The sequence below is a fragment of the Peribacillus sp. FSL P2-0133 genome (genome assembly GCF_037975445.1).
In the GTDB taxonomy this organism is placed as follows: Bacteria; Bacillota; Bacilli; order Bacillales; family DSM-1321; genus Peribacillus; species Peribacillus simplex_E.
Map to the genome: position 1 here is coordinate 4,164,847 of NZ_CP150254.1, position 16,189 is coordinate 4,181,035.

Consider the following 16,189-nt stretch of genomic DNA (forward strand, 5'->3'; position numbering starts at 1 on the left):
CGATCAATCTTGTATTTTTTTAAAAAACACGGCCTAATGTTAGGCCGTGAAAGAAGTTTATGCGTAAGCTCCCATGATGTTGGAAATGGCTTCCTGGTCTAAAAGATTAGCTTTAATTTCTGCAATCATTTCTGAAGTAGACGTAATATTCGCTTGGCCATTTGCAATATCGCCTGTTCTCAAGCCATATTCAAGGACCGTTTCCACCGCCTGCTCAACGGCTTTCGCTTCATCTTCCAAACCAAAGGATAGACGCAGCATGGAAGCTGCCGATAAAATCGTCCCAATCGGATTGGCCAGGTTTTTCCCCGCGATATCCGGGGCAGAGCCATGAATCGGTTCATATAGATTTGGCCCTTTTGTTGATATAGAGGCGGAAGGAAGCATTCCAAGCGAGCCAGTCAATACCGACGCTTCATCGCTTAAAATATCACCGAACATATTCTCCGTCACGATAATATCAAATTGTTTCGGGTTTTTAATCAATTGCATGGCTGCATTATCAACAAGCATATGTTCAAGAATTACATCCGGATAGTCCTTGGCAATTTCTTCAGCCGTCTCGCGCCACATCCTGCTGGATTCAAGAACATTCGCTTTATCCACGGATGTTACTTTTTTCTTGCGATCCGATGCTAATGCAAATGCAAGTTCAATGATGCGCTTCATTTCGCTTTTCTGATAGAAAAGTGTATCGACGACCGCCTCTTTCCCCTCTTTTTCAACGCGTTCACTTGGCTTTCCGAAATAAAGGCCGCCAGTTAGTTCCCTGACAATAACGAAATCCACATCTTCAATGAATTCCTTTTTAAGAGGAGAAGATTCCGACAAGCTGGAATAATAGCTGATTGGACGGATGTTAGCATAAAGATTCAAATCTTTTCGGATTTTCAGCAAACCTCGTTCCGGTCTTAGGTGCGCAGGCTGGTCATCCCACTTAGGTCCTCCAACTGCCCCTAATAATACCGCATCGCTGTTTTTACAAATCTCCACTGTTTCATCCGGCAGGGGTGAACCTGTGTTATCGATGGCCCCGCCGCCAATCTCACCATATTGAAATTCAAAATCGTGTCCATATCTTTGGGCAACGGCTTCGAGGATTTCTACAGCGCCTCTTGTTACTTCTTTCCCGATGCCATCTCCTTGAAGCACCGCAATATTCCTTTTCATCGAAATCTCCCCTTCCTATAGTAATACTGCTTTTTCTTCTAGTTCCTTCATGATGATCACACGGTTCACAGCATTCAAATATGCTTTGGCGGATGCTTCCAAGACGTCCTGATCGAGACCGCGGCCGCTTGTTTCCACTCCGTTATAATCAATTTTCACAAAAACCTGGGCAAGGGCATCCATTCCGCCGCCCACCGATTGAATTCGATAGTCCAGCAAGCTGATCTCGCTGCCCAAACATCTTTCAAGCGTGTTATATAAGGCTTCAACACTGCCGGCACCTGTAGCCGCTTCCTGAATCTCTTCATTATCGCCTTTTTTCAGTGTGACCGTAGCTGTCGCCGTCTGATGGGTACCGTGGGAAATCTGCAAGGAAACCATGTCATAAAAACTGATATCCGTCGCTTTCTCTTCAAGCACCAGCGCAACGATATCTTCATCTGTCATCGTCTTTTTGTTATCGGCCAATTCCTTGAATTGGACGAATAACGAGTTCAATTCCTCATCCGTTACCGTAAAGTTCAACTCTTGTAATCTTTCTTTGAAAGCATGGCGTCCTGAATGCTTTCCTAGAACAAGTGAATTGGACGAAACACCGACGAGCTCAGGTGAAATGATTTCGTATGTCGTTTTTTCTTTTAACATGCCATCCTGGTGAATGCCAGATTCATGTGCGTATGCATTGGCACCAATAATGGCTTTATTAGCAGGAACTTGCATTCCCGTAAGGCGGCTGACCAAATCACTGGTCCTTTTAATTTCATTCAATACAAGATCTGTTCCCGCTTGATAGAAATCTTTACGGATGTAGAGTGCCATAGCCACTTCTTCGAGCGCCACATTTCCGGCACGTTCTCCAATTCCGTTGATTGTGCCTTCGACTTGCGTAGCCCCGCCTTCGATGGCAGCCAATGAATTGGCTGTCGCCATTCCAAGATCGTCATGGCAGTGTGCGGATAAACTAACTTTATCAATAGAAGGAACATGTTCACGAAGGTACCTGAAAATGTTTCCGTATTCGATTGGAGCTGCATACCCTACAGTATCCGGGATGTTAATGACCTTGGCACCAGCTTGAATGACCGCTTCAACGATTTCAGCCAAATAGTCAAGTTCTGTACGGCTTGCATCTTCTGCAGACCATTGCACGATCGGAAAACGCGCTGCTCCGTACTTAACCATTTCAACCGACTTTTCAATCACTTGCTGCTTCGACATTTTCAACTTATATTCACGATGAATGGGCGAAGTGGCGATGAACGTATGCAATCTTGGTTCTGCGCCGCCCCTTAATGAATCCCAAGCTGCATCAATATCGCCTTTTACAGCACGCGCCAGCCCTGTGACAGAGCTGTTTTTGATTTTGCGCGCGATTTCCTGTACGGAGTTGAAATCCCCTTTGGATGCTGCCGGAAAACCGGCTTCGATTATATCAACACCCAATCTTTCAAGCTGATAAGCAATTTCAAGTTTTTCGGTAAAATTCAAATTTACACCGGCTGATTGCTCCCCATCTCGAAGTGTAGTTTCAAATATATTAATTTTTCGCAACTGCTACCACTTCTTTCTCTTTTTGTTGAGGTTTCACGAATGGCATCATTTTTCTTAATTCACGGCCAACCACTTCGATTTGATGTTGGTTTTCACGATTATTGATCGCATTGAAGACTGGACGATTCGCTTGGTTTTCCAAGATCCATCCTTTAGCGAACTCACCGTCTTGGATGTCTTTCAAGATCGCTTTCATTGACTCTTTCGTAGTTTCCGTCACAACGCGTGGTCCAGAAACGAAATCTCCCCATTGAGCTGTGTCAGAAATGGAATAGCGCATGTTTTCCATTCCGCCTTCATACATAAGGTCGATGATTAATTTAAGTTCATGTAAACACTCGAAATATGCTACTTCCGGTTGGTATCCAGCTTCTGTCAAGGTTTCGAATCCAGCTTTCACAAGGGCAGTCAATCCGCCGCAAAGTACTGCCTGCTCTCCAAATAGATCCGTTTCCGTTTCTTCCTGGAAAGTGGTTTCCAAACCGCCAGCTCTTAAAGAACCGATTCCCCGAGCGTACGCAAGTGCCAATTCCTTTGCTTCACCCGTTACATTTTGATAGATGGCGAATAATGCCGGCACCCCTGCACCTTGTTCATATGTACGGCGAACAAGATGTCCCGGACCTTTTGGAGCGACTAATAATACATCTACATCTGCCGGAGGAACGATTTGATTGAAATGGACGTTGAATCCGTGTGCGAACATTAACGCTTGACCTGCACGCAATACCGGTTTGATTTCTTCTTGGTACACTTTCGGCTGAGTTTCATCCGGTAATAGGTTCATGATTACGTCTGCCTGTTCTGCTGCTTCTTTCACTGTGTAAACATTAAAGCCGTCTTCCACCGCTTTATCGAATGATTTACCTTTCCTGATTCCGATGATTACATCTACACCGCTGTCACGTAGGTTTTGTGCGTGTGCGTGTCCTTGTGAACCATATCCGATTACCGCTACCTTTTTATTGTTGAAAAAATTCTCGTTTGCCTCTGCGTTATAATATACTTTTGCCATAATAATTACATCTCCCTTTTCATCATTGTTTTTGTTTTGGTTTTTTGTTTTGTTTTTATACGATTGTCGCACTCTTAGCGTGTGCAATTTGCATTCCACGCGGGATGGCGGCTGTCCCTGTCCTTGCCAATTCCTTGATGCCATATGGCTTGATCAGTTCAATGAAGGCTTCGATTTTATCCGATTCCCCAGTGATTTGAACTGTCAGGCTATCTTTACTGACATCTATAACTGACGCTCGGAAGGGTTCGATGACTGAATAAATCTCGGCTCGGGTTTGTGTGGTCACCATTATTTTAATGAGTGCAAGTTCCCTCGCCACAATCGATTGATTCGTAATATCAAATACTTTCAAAACATCGATTTGCTTATTCAATTGCTTGGTGATCTGTTCAATGACAGCTTCGTCATCAACATCGACCACGAAGGTCATCCTTGAAATGCCATCCTGTTCGGAGGGTCCGACAGTCATGCTTTCAATGTTATAATTTCTTTTCGTGAACAGGTTCGTAATCCGATTCAGGACGCCTGGCCGGTTGTTCACGGTGAGGCTAAGAATTCCCTTCATTGATTAAACTCCTTCCATTTCATCAAGCCCTTTTCCTTGTGCTACCATCGGAAAGACATTTTCTTTTTGTTTTACACGGAAATCAATCAACACTGGACCATCAGTTTTTAACGCTACATCCAGGCAGTTACTTGCCTCTTCCTCCGTCGTCACTTTGTATCCCGGAATTCCATAAGCATCGGCCAATTTCACGAAGTCCGGATGCGATTGAAAAATACTGTGTGAGAAGCGGTTATCATGAAAGAGTTCCTGCCACTGTCTTACCATCCCGAGTGCCCCGTTGTTGACGATGATGATCTTGATTGGCAGATTCATTTCGGCAATGACTGAAAGTTCCTGCAGGCACATCTGGAATCCACCATCCCCCGAAATGGAAAGCACCGTCGCTTTCGGATTCGCCAGTTGCGCTCCGAGAGCCGAAGGTAAGCCAAAGCCCATCGTCCCCAATCCACCGGAAGTGACCCATGAATTCGGTTTGTTAAACGGATAGTATTGTGCCGCCCACATTTGATGCTGTCCAACATCCGTCGTAACAATGGCCTCCCCATTCGTTTTTTCATGAAGCATCTGGATGACACGCTGAGGTTTCAGTACGCCTTCTTCATGTGTATAACGCAATGGGAACTCTTCATTCCATGCAGTCAGCTGCGTTGTCCATACATCAATATCCGGTTTCTTGCCATTTTGCGCAATCAACTCCGCCAGAGCTTCCTTGGCACTTCCGACGACCGGAATTTTTGTCGGCACATTTTTACCGATTTCCGCTGGATCAATATCGATATGGGCCACTGTTGCATGCTGTGCGAATTTCGCTAGATTCCCAGTCAATCGATCATCGAACCTGGCACCGATATTTATTAATAGATCACATTTCGATAACGCCATGTTTGCTGCATAGCAACCATGCATACCACCCATTCCGGTAAAGAGAGGATGTTCCGCCGGAAAGCCCCCAAGACCCAATAAAGTGTGGACGACGGGAATGCCTTGCTGCTCGACATATTCCTTTAATAGATGGGAGGCCTTTGCATGCAGGACTCCTGCCCCTGCAAGAATGACCGGTCTTTTCGCTCCGCTTACGGCTTCAACAAGCTTTCTGATCTGTAAGTAATTAGGCTTGGTCGTCGGCTGATAGCCAGGGAGATCCATTTCTGGCTCCTTATCCGTCGATTCACCTTCTATAATGGCCATATCCTTAGGTATATCGATTAATACTGGACCGGGACGGCCGCTTGAAGCGATATAAAAGGCTTCTTTTATAATGCGCGGAAGGTCTTCCGGCTTCCTTACCTGATAGTTATGTTTTGTAATCGGGGTAGTAATCCCCAGTACATCAGCTTCCTGGAAAGCGTCCGAACCAATTACACTTGTAGCAACCTGACCCGAAATTACCACAAGCGGTAAAGAGTCAATCATCGCATCGGCCAAACCGGTGACAATGTTCGTTGCCCCTGGACCCGATGTTACTATGACCACCCCCGGCTTGCCGGTAATCCTGGCGTATCCTTCCGCTGCATGAATCGCACCTTGTTCGTGCCTTGTCAAAATATGAAAAAGTTCTGAACTGTAAAGCTTGTCATAAATCGGCAATACAGATCCACCCGGATAACCAAAGATGACTTCAACATTTTCCTTTTTCAATGCATCCAGCAGAAATTCGGCTCCACTATAATGTGTCTTTCCACTCTTCCGATCAGCAACAACTGACTTTTGTGTCATTTCGTAAAAACCTCCTTCACTTTTCCACTAAATGTTTTCCTAAGATTCAGAATTTTCAGCTTTTTATGCATACAAAAAAGCCTTTTCACCCCAAATGTACTTGCACTCGGCAAGTTAAAGGGGTGAAAAGGCTTGATGAGCCACTCCACGGTACCACCCTTTTTCGCATGAAACTCCATGCGCACTTTGAATAGCCTACACTATTCTCTGTTTTGGTAACGGGTACTGGTACGCACCCGTTCAGCCCTACTAGTCTGACGTTCAAGCTGAAACTCCAAGGTGAGTTCATCTTTCGGGACAATACCGGCTCTCAGCTACCCGGCTCTCTGTGACTGCCTTTTTAAAAGACTACTTATCCTCTTCAATGCTTTTCGCATTATTCATATTTTTCGAAATGCTTATGTTTGATGTCTTGTATTTGTGATTATCTTACGTGTATTTAAGGTAGTAGTCAACAGGTTTTTTGAAATTTTTTGATAATTCTAAATTGAAAGATTTGTTGTATACGCTTACATACCTATCATGACCACATTCTTTTAAAAAAAGTTTTTTCAATTTTTAATTTTTAAAAACATCAAATATCGCATTAAAATTATTAAAGTGATCACAAACTTCTCCACTGAAATATCCTCGAACTACCCACATGATGCCAGTCAACAGTAATGATTTTCTCAAATAGCGGGGTGAGGATTATCTAAAAAAAATAACAAAGGGCTGAACACAGGTGATATTACTCATCCCCTGGTCCAGCCCTCTGTTCATTTAGCCAATACATCCTCGTATTCTGCATTTTTTTCAAATTGTTTTTGAACGAACGAACATACCGGAACAATTTTCAGTTTTTCCTCCCTTGCGAACCCTATTACCTTTTCAACAAGGGCATTTCCTACCTTTTGTCCGCGAAGCTTGTCAGAAACAACGGTATGATCGACCGTGATTTCATCATCACCTGATTTAAAGAATGTGATTTCCGCTAGTTTCTCACCAGATTCTTCGACAAAAAAAGAACTTTCACCTTTTTTGATATCCACCATCTTGATGACCTCCTTTTAGTTCCTCTTTATCATATCTCACAAAATGGAAATTAAACAAATATTTAAAACGTGATCGAAATTGAATAAAGTAAAGTACTTCCAAGAGTTTAAAACTGCGTTGACCATGTGAAGTTTATTCACAAACTGATGATGTCTGATAAATATTTTTTCAAGAAAGGCAAAAGACAAAACTTGATTGATCTTTTCCTTGCAGCTGATATACACTTCCGGTAAAAACTAAGTTTTTCCATGGCTGACGTGCACAATACTGAAAGAAATTGCTTTTAAAAGTTTTTAATTATTCTTTCATACCCAAAATGAAATACAGTATTTTTCAAGCTTTCGTTTTTGATTGCATTTAATTAATGGAAGAAATCTTACCATGATAATGTAAGAATAAGTATATAATAGTAGAAACTAAAAAAAACTGCCCTATATAGGTTAGGACAGTTTTAAACTTTTATGAACACAAAATATAAAATGATCATCGATAACAATATGACCATAAAAACAGCGATTAGAATCACGTGCGCACTTGAAGGCCGGAACGTCCCTTCATTGATTTGCCGCTTCTTCTGAAGATAACCGAATGTCGCCAGAACTGTAATCACAAGGCCCAATGCACACGCAAACATCCCAAGCACGATACTGATCAAGTCAATCCGGGCATCCCGATGCACACCAATCGTAAAATGCAGGCTTGTCGCAAGAAAACCAACCCCCACTATCGCAATAACCGTTCTTATCCACGCTAAGAAGGTACGTTCATTAGCCAAATGCTGCTGGGCATATTTCAATTGGTCTTTCTCCATGTCATCACCTTAATCGCACGATTTTAATCAACCTTAAAAATCAATCATCTTTTCAGTAGCCGAAAAGCCCTGATCATAGACCCGACAAACATTAGCCCTGCACCGCCGAGTAATAAATATATACATAGTGTTTTATCAATAACATTCAAAGGATAAAGCAATGCCCCCAGCGCAACGATTGTTCCTATCCCCGTTATGGTCCATCCTATTTTTTTCATTCGCAACTCCTAAAATTAATTATTTAGTGAAGGTCCCCCATAGGTTTCCCCTTTTTTTAATAAGTTCCCTCATTACTAGCTTAAACCATTTAAAAACTAACAACAAGTGAGATCCCCTGATTTTCTTCCCGCAAAAAAGGAGCCATAAATGACTCCCTGTTTTGAATACGCCCAAATTCAGCCGTTCTTTTTATCCTTTCCCATGTATTCTTTTATTTTTCTTCCCACCCAGACCCGAAGTTCCCTTGTTTAATGGTAGTAATTCGTGTATAAGGACACCAATCCCCCTCTCTCCAAGGGGATAAAGGAACCACCAATAACTAGGGGCCTAGAATCACGGAGAATCTCTAAAGGCTACATACAAGTCAGTTGGATTTCATTCTATTGTATCCCCGTTCTTCGTATGGCTGTATTTTTTCCAACCACTCTTCTTCAAGTTTTTTCAATTCCCGTTTAGCATCAAAGAATCCTGTTTCTTTCGGTTTCAATACCTGCAGTACCTCAAAAGAAAAAGCATCTTTCCCATATTCGTTCCACTCACCTTGCAGCACTTTATTCGTGTTTGTTCCGACTTCCAATTCAAATTGTTTCCCCTTCAACGTCTTTAAATTCCTGGTGCTTCCGATAAAGACTTTATTATTTACCGTATTTCTGATTTGGTATACACCTGCTTCAATTTTCGTTTCTTTATATAATTGCTTCAATTCTTTTTTACGATCCATATTTCATGCCTCCAGTCATCATTTCTTCAGCCAATATTGGCTCCCATCAGGCTTTCTATCCAAGAATCCATATTCTATTAAATATCTTCTCAATAGAACATGATCAGGATAAACTGCACCCAATATTTGATTGATTTCTTTCTCTTCGTATTTCCGCTCTTTTTCAAAACGGTTCATAATTTCTTGGAGAATGATCAGCCTTTGTTTTTCCTTTGGCGGGAAAGACTTTAATGCATCTTGACTGCCTTTTGGGAAGTATTTTTTCAGTACAGTCACCTTTTCATCCTCGGTAACGTTATAACGATCATCGACCATCCTTGCTTTTTGATGAAGCGAGATAAATGCCGGTGCATGTTCATCTTTATCTTTCAAAAGTTCCATCAGGGCTAAAAACAACTTAGCCTGACGCTCTTTCTCTTTCAACACAAAGCGATGGTTCCGAATGGTGGAAGGACTCCCAATCCCCATTTCCTCCTGAACCTCAGCATCATTCTTCCCTTGGTAAAAAAGGCGAAGAAGGCGATTTTGATGGTCCGTGAGACCTGTAAGTTTCTTATCGAGATCAATCAAGTAATCGAAAACGGAGCGGTGTGCATGTTCAATATGAATTCCCATATACCTCTTCGCTTCATAAAGAATCCCATCTTTCGGGTATACGATCCCCTTTTCAATTGCATTTCCGCACAGCAAACAAACATATTGATTCTCACCTTCGATATACCCTTGTTTAAGCTCATCCTGAGACGCGCTCCAAAACATTTCAGCGTCCTTCATAAAACAAACACTTCCCTATAAAGTTTATAATATAATAAACATAATATTAATTTGTTTGATTTATGTCAATGTTTTTCCTGATTTTTTTATAACTCCAGCAACCGTGAAATCATAAAAAAACATTAAATAGAAAAAAGGCATCCGATCACGGATGCCTCAGACTGTACAATTTAAACGTTGATTTCCTCTCCAGGCACACGCTTTCAGCGGGCGATCCGGAAGCCTCCTCGGCACCTCCGCGCCTGCGGGGTCTCCCTTGGACTCACTTTTCCCGCAGGAGTCTCACACACCTGCTCCAATCAACTTTGTTTTAACTTTTAGATAGAACCTTTTTGCCTAAGATCTTTATTGTTTTAAAATAGAATTATTAAAACTTGGGGTGATGAGGGTGCCTTTCTAAACATGATTCTATTCAGTGAAATCAACTTGAAATGATTACTTTAGATCAACTAGTGTCGGCGAACCATTTGATTCGTAAAATTGAGGCTGCCATTGACTTCTCTTTCATTTATGATTTATTGAAACAAATATGACTTATCGTTGGTTCTTAGGCTGCATTGGACTACTTTAAGGGGACTTAAAAAACTGCCTATGCAGGCGGTGCTTACTTTCGCTCCTTTATTTAAAGAAGATGGCCAATTGACATGGAAAGTTCTAGGCATCGCCTAACATAGTGGGCTCGCAGGGCCCCAATCTCTTAATTTAAGGCGAAAATTCAAAGGGAATTTCAAAAGGGGTTCGGAATTTTTTAATTCCGAACCCCTTTTGTCTACAAACTGAGGCATCCGATCATGGATGCTTTTTACTGTGGATCATATGAAACTCCTAATATAGTTCCTCCGTCAGAGCTCATTAAGTATTGCTAGGCACAAACTTAAGTATTCCTTCCAGATAAACACCTTGTTCTTTTCGGGTGCATTCCCTCAACTTGATTCTTCCTTCTTTTTCTAACTCCTTGGCTAATTGGACTACTTCAGTTCCATCTTCGGTTATTTCGACTGAGAAGAAATTGCCCCGAGTGGAAGTTTGAATGAACTTGAATAATCTATCTTTATTCATTTAAACATCTCCTTATTTATAACAAGTTCGACATAAAAGGTCATCCACCTGCGATAAATATGAAATAAAAAACTTCTTATCGTTATACGAACATTTTAAAAGAAAGCGAATCGAAATTACCCTCATTAACTTATACAGCTCAAAAAAAGAAAAAAGCCAAAACCTTAGAAGGTTTTGGCTTTTTTAAGTTAGTGTCCCAGGAGAGATTCGAACTCCCGACCGACGCCTTAGAAGGGCGTTGCTCTATCCAGCTGAGCTACTGAGACGTTTATGATATAAGTTGCGGTAAAACTTATGTATTACCTTAACTGTTCCCTTAGGACACTTCTTATTATAGTAGGATATCAAAAGAAAGTCAACGGTTTTTCAAAAAAAGTTTTTTTCTTTTTTTATGAACCAGGAAGCGGGGAAAAACGCTTCCTGTTCATTATACATGAAATCATTCCATTTGATAAGCATTTCTTAATTCCTCAACGATTTTTCCTTCAAGGTCATAAAAGATGATTTCAAGTTGGTCATTTCCGATATCCAAAATGGCATAGGTTTTCTCTTTTCGTCCACGCGGCTGCCGTATGCTTCCCGGGTTGATGAAGAGCTTGCCGTCAATCAATTCTGAACCCGCAGCGTGGGAATGGCCAAAGCAAATAATATCCGCCCCTGTCTCTTCACTTTTATATGATAGGTTCATCAAGGTCATATTTATGTTATAGAGGTGCCCATGCGTAAGGAAGAAACGCTTGCCTGCGATACTCTCCACAATATCATTCGGATATGCCGAATCATAGTCACAATTCCCACGAACGGCTAAGAACTCCGACATATGAGGGTCATTTTTTTCCAACTCTGAATCACCGCAATGGATCATGGCAGCAACCTCTTGTTTATGACGGTCGGCAATCATGCTGATTTCATGAGTTAAGCCATGACTGTCACTCATTATTAGCACTTTCATCGTCACATTCCTTCTTCCCTTTTTAGAAATGGATCAAGTTTTTCATCTAGAGCCCTCAATGCGTTGGCACGGTGGCTGATTTTGTTTTTTTCCTCTTTTGTCAATTCGGCGTTTGTTTTACCCTGTTCCTCAACAAAAAAGATGGGATCATAACCAAATCCATTCGTTCCAGAAGGCTGTTCTGTTATCAAGCCTTCCATCGTTCCCGATACCGTAATCGTTTCCTGGTTAGGTGACGCTAGTGCCAATGCGCAATAAAATCTCGCCGTTCTATCCTCTTTTGGCACGCCTTCCAGCTCCCGGAGGACTTTTTCCGTGTTTGCTTCATCACTCTTGGACTCTCCAGCATAGCGCGCTGAATATACGCCGGGACGGCCCTCTAATGCATCTACAATCAATCCTGAGTCATCAGCAATGACAAAGTGGTCTAGCTGATGGGCAATGGCCTCTGCCTTCAGGATCGCGTTTTCTTCAAAAGTCGTGCCTGTTTCTTCAACATCAGGAGCATCCGGTACATCGAGAAGTGTTTTGACTTCATATCCTTTTGCAGAGAATAAGCTTTCGAACTCCTTGGCTTTCCCTTTATTTTTCGTTGCAATGATTACTGTCTTCATTTATCATTTCACCCTTTTTTATTTTATCGGCATGAAGCTCTTTTGGGGCTAAGAAAGAATCCGCTGTAACTTGTTATATGTAAAAGCCGCTTCTTCTCCAGTGCCAAACGGACGAATTCAGCGCTGCCTTTCACGTTCAACAACTGCCGCTGAATTATCCAGATAAGTTTAGTCTAACACAACTCCCTCATCTGCAATAAGCCGTAACTTGTAATCTAACGTTTGTAATTTTCACTATGTTCAATATGGATATTAACTTTTATGTTATTTATTGAAGTCTTATCAAAGGAATTAATAATTTTATTATCCCATTTATTTACATGGTATCTGTATGCCTTTTCACTGATGTTAAAAAGGTCTGTATTTATTTTTCTCCCTGTCTCCAATGTCTTCAAAATATCTTCCTTAACTTTTATTTCTACCTTTTTTTCGATTTTTTCCATATCAAGGTCATCTATATTTTGTTTCAATATTCCATTTGCTCTAACCTTTAAATCATATAAGGGTTTCTTTTGCTGTTCCAACACCATGATGTTTGTATTGGGGTCCATGATTTCAACACTTACCTTTTGTTCGTTCAGCGAAAAGAACAGCACTGTCGCCTTATTTTCAACCCATTTTAAACCTATCAAATCTTGTTTACTTACGAACCCTTTATATTGTTGTTTTGATAAAACATAGCCGCCATTCAACGTTGGTATCTTCTTTTCCTTCCCGCCCTCTGAGTAATGATGCTCATTTATGACCAAAGAGGGAATTAAAATGGAACCAACCGGTTGATAAAACTTCGAAACCAGTTCACTGAATTTTAACGGAGAAATGAAATAGTTCTCGTTAATAACGGTCTCTGGCCTTTGAATGATCGTGAATAAGTTAGGAAGATTAAAGAAACTATTACTGTCAAACACCTTTTTAATATCCTCGTTCGTAACGAACAGCCATGAATTGTATCGCAATAAGGGCTCTTTTCCTACATATTCAATGAAATCCTTCATTTTATTCTTGATTACACTCTCACTTAAAATGAAGGAGTTAATATGCCCGATATAAAGCGGTAATGCAGCATGTTGTTCTAATTCGGTAAATGCTTCCTCGATACTTTCCCCTTTACCTTCCCCAATGACAACAGTAGATCTTTCTTGTAATACAGCGGCCCCCTCTTGTTTTGCAATATCCGCAAAATTCAACGCTTGAAAGTATAAGATGAATTCACCCTCTTTATAATCGATCCCTAGGGCTGATCCATATGTTTGCGCTTGAATTTCCTTCATTCCCCAGCATCCTGTCGTCAGTAAAAGTTGACAGCCAATAACCATGACTGCAATTAGCTTTCTCATTTGTTTGACTCCTTTTGAGGTTCATTATCAGTGGACTGTATAGCTTGATTCCGTTGCCTTAACATCCCATACGGTAGCCTAAATAAGACTTTTAACATATCCGATTTATTTGGTTTGGAAAGTGGATTCACAAAAGGCTGGCCGAAACTTTCCAAGGAAACCACAACAATCAAGATAAGGAATATTCCCATGAAGAATCCAAACAAGCCTAAAAACGCTGAACAGGCAAATATGAATAACCTTATAAGAACGATATTCCCAGCAATATTCTGATTGATTAAGGTATAGCTTGCGAGAACTGTAACAGCTATTATTACAAGCATGGAGGGTGAAGTCAGCCCTGCCCGAATCGCTGCATCGCCTATGATCAACCCACCCAATACAGAAACCGTCGGACCTACAGCTTTCGGCAGGCGAAGACCAGCTTCTTTAAATAGTTCAAACAATATGATCATCATGAAAGCCTCCAACGAAGCAGGTATCGGTAATCCTTGTCTCGTGATTGAAATCGTCGCAAGAAGTGAAAAGGGAATTTGGTCGAATTGATAGGAAACTAACGCTATAAAAAAACCAGGTAACGCAACCGTTACAAATAAGGCGAATACACGAATGATGCGCATGAAACTAATATAAAAAAAACTTGCATGTGCGTCATCAGCAGAATACAGTAACTGATTAATGCTGGTCGGTCCGATCAAGCATGTCGGATTCCCGTCCACCAGAATGGCAAAGCGCCCTTGATTCAAGGATTCAACAACATAGTCCGGTCTACCGATATAATCCATTAAAGGGAAGATGGAAAGTTGAGTATCATATAGGAGTTCTTCAACTTGGTAACTGCTGACTATGATATCAACCTTTAATGAATCCAATCGTTTTTTAATATCCAAAAGAATCGAGGGATTAATAATGTCATCTATATAAAGTAGCAATATTTTAGTTTTACTTCTTTTCCCGATTGTATATTCAATGCATTTAAGTGTTGACGTTTTTAACCTTTGGCGAATTAAAGACATGTTATCCGATATATTCTCAACAAATCCATCTCTAGGTCCGCGAATGGAAGATTCTATATTGGACTCTTCCGGACTGCGCTTAGGGGAATTAGCTAATGGGGTATAGTAAATTTCATTAGAAGATTCATTAATAATGATTAGGTCTCCTGAAAAAAGAATGCTTTCTACTTCCTCTTTTAAATCGGAGTCTTTTTTTAGCGTACTGAACTCCATAATATTGCTTAATAGATCAATTGTTAATTCGCCATTTTCTTGAACCGCTTTTGATATTGTAGGCAGTATCACTTCATTGATAAATTGCATATCCACTAAGTTTGGCGCATATAAAAACCCCAACAAATAACGACCATCAGGATCGAATGTTTTTTTTCTTAAAACAACATCAGAAGAATGTTCGAACCATTTTTGGATTTGGTCAATGCAAGAAGGAGTTCCATTCAATTTTCCCTTCCTCATAATGTTTCACCTTTTCCTTTTCCCTTTTTTATAATAAGGAATAACAGTATAATTGCAGCACTTAAGAGAAACAGACTACTGATTGGAAAGTAATATTTGTATATAAAATAAAAAAATGAAGTGGCATCCCAATGGATTAGCGTCCCAAAAACAATCATTGAATATAGGGAAAGCAGTATCCACTTCTGATGTTTTGAATTTGAGATTAATTTATATCCTATAAATAAACATAAACTTATTCGAATCATGGCACCTGAAAGCCATTGGAAAATGGAAAGGAAATCGAGTCGAGTAATATAATAGCCAAACCTTAACAACTTCCACTGTTCATAAGCTGGATTCCTCATTTTCACTGCTTCCACAGAACCAAATTCTGCAATCGCTCCCATGAGGGGCCCTAACGTCAGCATGATTAAAATTACACCAACTAATAAAAGCCACTTGGCTTTTAGCTTATCTTTCAGGTAAGGAGTCAAAAATAAAAAAACGATAATTTCTAAATATCCTGCACTCGTATACAAAATACCATTTAGAGTATTGCGATACCCGCTTTCAAATATCGGGAACAATAATTCGTAATTCTTATTACTCGTATTCCCCAGCCCCACAAATATCCCAAAAAACGTGACGAACGGAAGGAACAGGAGAGCCAAAGTACTTATGGTGCGTATTCCTTTATAAGTTGCAAAAATACAAATAAAAGTGAATAGGCTAACGACTACGATGTTTGGGATGTCATGAGTATAATTAGCTTTTGCCCAAATCACTGTAAATTTGACGGTAATGAAGGCGTTAAATATAAAGTACAACCCAAATGCTATAGTGAAAATATATGTAACAAAAGGTGTAGACCATTTTTTTAGAAAAGCGATTATATCTTCTTTATCTAGTTTTTTATAAATATAAAAAATAAATAGGGTCCAAACGATACAGGGAACAACACTAATTATGACACTTACCCATGCATCGCGTTGAGATGCGGTTAAGATATTGGGAAGGAGCAGGACATGTACCATGAATCCTGTATTCATAATGATTAAAACATAGATGTGTACAGCCTGAATTACCTTTTGATCCATAATATCCCCCCATTGATTGCATTATTAAAAGTAATTTCCCCTTTTAAAAATTTATTTATGTAAAAACTTTCTCACGGTACAAGAAATTGCCAG

The 16,189-nt window shown here is 40.5% G+C and carries 16 protein-coding genes, 1 tRNA gene and 1 other annotated feature; all 17 genes read right to left on the reverse strand.

Features of this window, described 5'->3' with window-relative positions; genetic code table 11:
* Positions 1 to 57 precede the first annotated feature (57 nt).
* On the reverse strand, positions 58 to 1,170 hold the full coding sequence (leuB, locus tag MKY17_RS20025; RefSeq protein ID WP_098370050.1) for a 3-isopropylmalate dehydrogenase: 1,113 nt from the start codon (positions 1,168 to 1,170) through the stop codon (positions 58 to 60).
* Positions 1,171 to 1,185: 15 nt separating this feature from the next.
* Positions 1,186 to 2,721, reverse strand: a complete 1,536-nt coding sequence (locus tag MKY17_RS20030; RefSeq protein ID WP_098370049.1) for a 2-isopropylmalate synthase — start codon at positions 2,719 to 2,721, stop codon at positions 1,186 to 1,188.
* Positions 2,708 to 3,736 carry a ketol-acid reductoisomerase gene (gene ilvC, locus MKY17_RS20035; RefSeq protein WP_098370048.1) on the reverse strand — a complete coding sequence of 343 codons (1,029 nt, stop codon included), beginning with the start codon at positions 3,734 to 3,736 and terminating at the stop codon, positions 2,708 to 2,710. The genes MKY17_RS20030 and ilvC overlap by 14 nt, the downstream gene beginning before the upstream one ends.
* A gap of 55 nt (positions 3,737 to 3,791) precedes the next feature.
* Complete coding sequence (gene ilvN, locus MKY17_RS20040) at positions 3,792 to 4,304, reverse strand: acetolactate synthase small subunit (RefSeq protein WP_098370047.1); 513 nt, start codon at positions 4,302 to 4,304, stop codon at positions 3,792 to 3,794.
* A gap of 3 nt (positions 4,305 to 4,307) precedes the next feature.
* A complete protein-coding gene (gene ilvB / locus MKY17_RS20045) occupies positions 4,308 to 6,023 on the reverse strand; it encodes an acetolactate synthase large subunit (protein WP_098370046.1) in 1,716 nt (571 codons plus the stop codon).
* A 115-nt stretch (positions 6,024 to 6,138) separates the two neighbouring features.
* Positions 6,139 to 6,397, reverse strand: a binding site (T-box leader).
* Positions 6,398 to 6,781: 384 nt separating this feature from the next.
* The gene (locus tag MKY17_RS20050) at positions 6,782 to 7,057 is read right to left on the reverse strand and encodes a GNAT family N-acetyltransferase (RefSeq protein ID WP_081395481.1); all 276 of its coding nucleotides are present in this window, start codon (positions 7,055 to 7,057) and stop codon (positions 6,782 to 6,784) included.
* A 452-nt stretch (positions 7,058 to 7,509) separates the two neighbouring features.
* Positions 7,510 to 7,869, reverse strand: coding sequence for a DUF202 domain-containing protein (locus MKY17_RS20055; protein ID WP_098370045.1), 360 nt, complete (start codon positions 7,867 to 7,869; stop codon positions 7,510 to 7,512).
* A 44-nt stretch (positions 7,870 to 7,913) separates the two neighbouring features.
* Positions 7,914 to 8,087 (reverse strand): hypothetical protein, encoded by a 174-nt coding sequence (locus MKY17_RS20060; protein ID WP_179890986.1) that lies wholly within the window; start codon positions 8,085 to 8,087, stop codon positions 7,914 to 7,916.
* A 365-nt stretch (positions 8,088 to 8,452) separates the two neighbouring features.
* Positions 8,453 to 8,809: a GIY-YIG nuclease family protein gene (locus tag MKY17_RS20065; RefSeq protein ID WP_098370044.1), complete on the reverse strand. Its 357-nt coding sequence runs from the start codon at positions 8,807 to 8,809 to the stop codon at positions 8,453 to 8,455.
* Positions 8,810 to 8,827: 18 nt separating this feature from the next.
* Complete coding sequence (locus tag MKY17_RS20070; RefSeq protein ID WP_098370043.1) at positions 8,828 to 9,583, reverse strand: DUF2087 domain-containing protein; 756 nt, start codon at positions 9,581 to 9,583, stop codon at positions 8,828 to 8,830.
* Positions 9,584 to 10,435: 852 nt separating this feature from the next.
* Positions 10,436 to 10,642 carry a hypothetical protein gene (locus MKY17_RS20075; RefSeq protein ID WP_098370042.1) on the reverse strand — a complete coding sequence of 69 codons (207 nt, stop codon included), beginning with the start codon at positions 10,640 to 10,642 and terminating at the stop codon, positions 10,436 to 10,438.
* 192 nt (positions 10,643 to 10,834) lie between these two features.
* A tRNA-Arg gene (locus MKY17_RS20080) sits at positions 10,835 to 10,908 on the reverse strand.
* Positions 10,909 to 11,081: 173 nt separating this feature from the next.
* On the reverse strand, positions 11,082 to 11,594 hold the full coding sequence (locus MKY17_RS20085) for a metallophosphoesterase (RefSeq protein ID WP_141994369.1): 513 nt from the start codon (positions 11,592 to 11,594) through the stop codon (positions 11,082 to 11,084).
* 2 nt (positions 11,595 to 11,596) lie between these two features.
* A complete protein-coding gene (locus MKY17_RS20090; RefSeq protein WP_098370040.1) occupies positions 11,597 to 12,208 on the reverse strand; it encodes an XTP/dITP diphosphatase in 612 nt (203 codons plus the stop codon).
* A gap of 215 nt (positions 12,209 to 12,423) precedes the next feature.
* The gene (locus MKY17_RS20095) at positions 12,424 to 13,545 is read right to left on the reverse strand and encodes a Ger(x)C family spore germination protein (protein WP_098370039.1); all 1,122 of its coding nucleotides are present in this window, start codon (positions 13,543 to 13,545) and stop codon (positions 12,424 to 12,426) included.
* A complete protein-coding gene (locus MKY17_RS20100; protein ID WP_098370038.1) occupies positions 13,542 to 15,017 on the reverse strand; it encodes a spore germination protein in 1,476 nt (491 codons plus the stop codon). The genes MKY17_RS20095 and MKY17_RS20100 overlap by 4 nt, the downstream gene beginning before the upstream one ends.
* Entirely contained in the window at positions 15,014 to 16,096 is a 1,083-nt protein-coding gene (locus tag MKY17_RS20105) for an endospore germination permease (protein ID WP_098370037.1), read from the reverse strand. Before MKY17_RS20105 ends, MKY17_RS20100 begins: the two co-directional genes overlap by 4 nt.
* Positions 16,097 to 16,189: the final 93 nt, after the last annotated feature.

Excerpts from the sequence above, each read along its gene's own strand:
- leuB (WP_098370050.1), bottom strand. The coding sequence starts at position 1,170 with ATGAAAAGGAATATTGCGGTGCTTCAAGGAGATGGCATCGGGAAAGAA.
- ilvC (WP_098370048.1), bottom strand. The coding sequence starts at position 3,736 with ATGGCAAAAGTATATTATAACGCAGAGGCAAACGAGAATTTTTTCAAC.
- ilvN (WP_098370047.1), bottom strand. The coding sequence starts at position 4,304 with ATGAAGGGAATTCTTAGCCTCACCGTGAACAACCGGCCAGGCGTCCTG.
- ilvB (WP_098370046.1), bottom strand. The coding sequence starts at position 6,023 with ATGACACAAAAGTCAGTTGTTGCTGATCGGAAGAGTGGAAAGACACAT.
- MKY17_RS20050 (WP_081395481.1), bottom strand. The coding sequence starts at position 7,057 with ATGGTGGATATCAAAAAAGGTGAAAGTTCTTTTTTTGTCGAAGAATCT.
- MKY17_RS20055 (WP_098370045.1), bottom strand. The coding sequence starts at position 7,869 with ATGGAGAAAGACCAATTGAAATATGCCCAGCAGCATTTGGCTAATGAA.
- MKY17_RS20060 (WP_179890986.1), bottom strand. The coding sequence starts at position 8,087 with ATGAAAAAAATAGGATGGACCATAACGGGGATAGGAACAATCGTTGCG.
- MKY17_RS20065 (WP_098370044.1), bottom strand. The coding sequence starts at position 8,809 with ATGGATCGTAAAAAAGAATTGAAGCAATTATATAAAGAAACGAAAATT.
- MKY17_RS20070 (WP_098370043.1), bottom strand. The coding sequence starts at position 9,583 with ATGAAGGACGCTGAAATGTTTTGGAGCGCGTCTCAGGATGAGCTTAAA.
- MKY17_RS20075 (WP_098370042.1), bottom strand. The coding sequence starts at position 10,642 with ATGAATAAAGATAGATTATTCAAGTTCATTCAAACTTCCACTCGGGGC.
- MKY17_RS20085 (WP_141994369.1), bottom strand. The coding sequence starts at position 11,594 with ATGAAAGTGCTAATAATGAGTGACAGTCATGGCTTAACTCATGAAATC.
- MKY17_RS20090 (WP_098370040.1), bottom strand. The coding sequence starts at position 12,208 with ATGAAGACAGTAATCATTGCAACGAAAAATAAAGGGAAAGCCAAGGAG.
- MKY17_RS20095 (WP_098370039.1), bottom strand. The coding sequence starts at position 13,545 with ATGAGAAAGCTAATTGCAGTCATGGTTATTGGCTGTCAACTTTTACTG.
- MKY17_RS20100 (WP_098370038.1), bottom strand. The coding sequence starts at position 15,017 with ATGAGGAAGGGAAAATTGAATGGAACTCCTTCTTGCATTGACCAAATC.
- MKY17_RS20105 (WP_098370037.1), bottom strand. The coding sequence starts at position 16,096 with ATGGATCAAAAGGTAATTCAGGCTGTACACATCTATGTTTTAATCATT.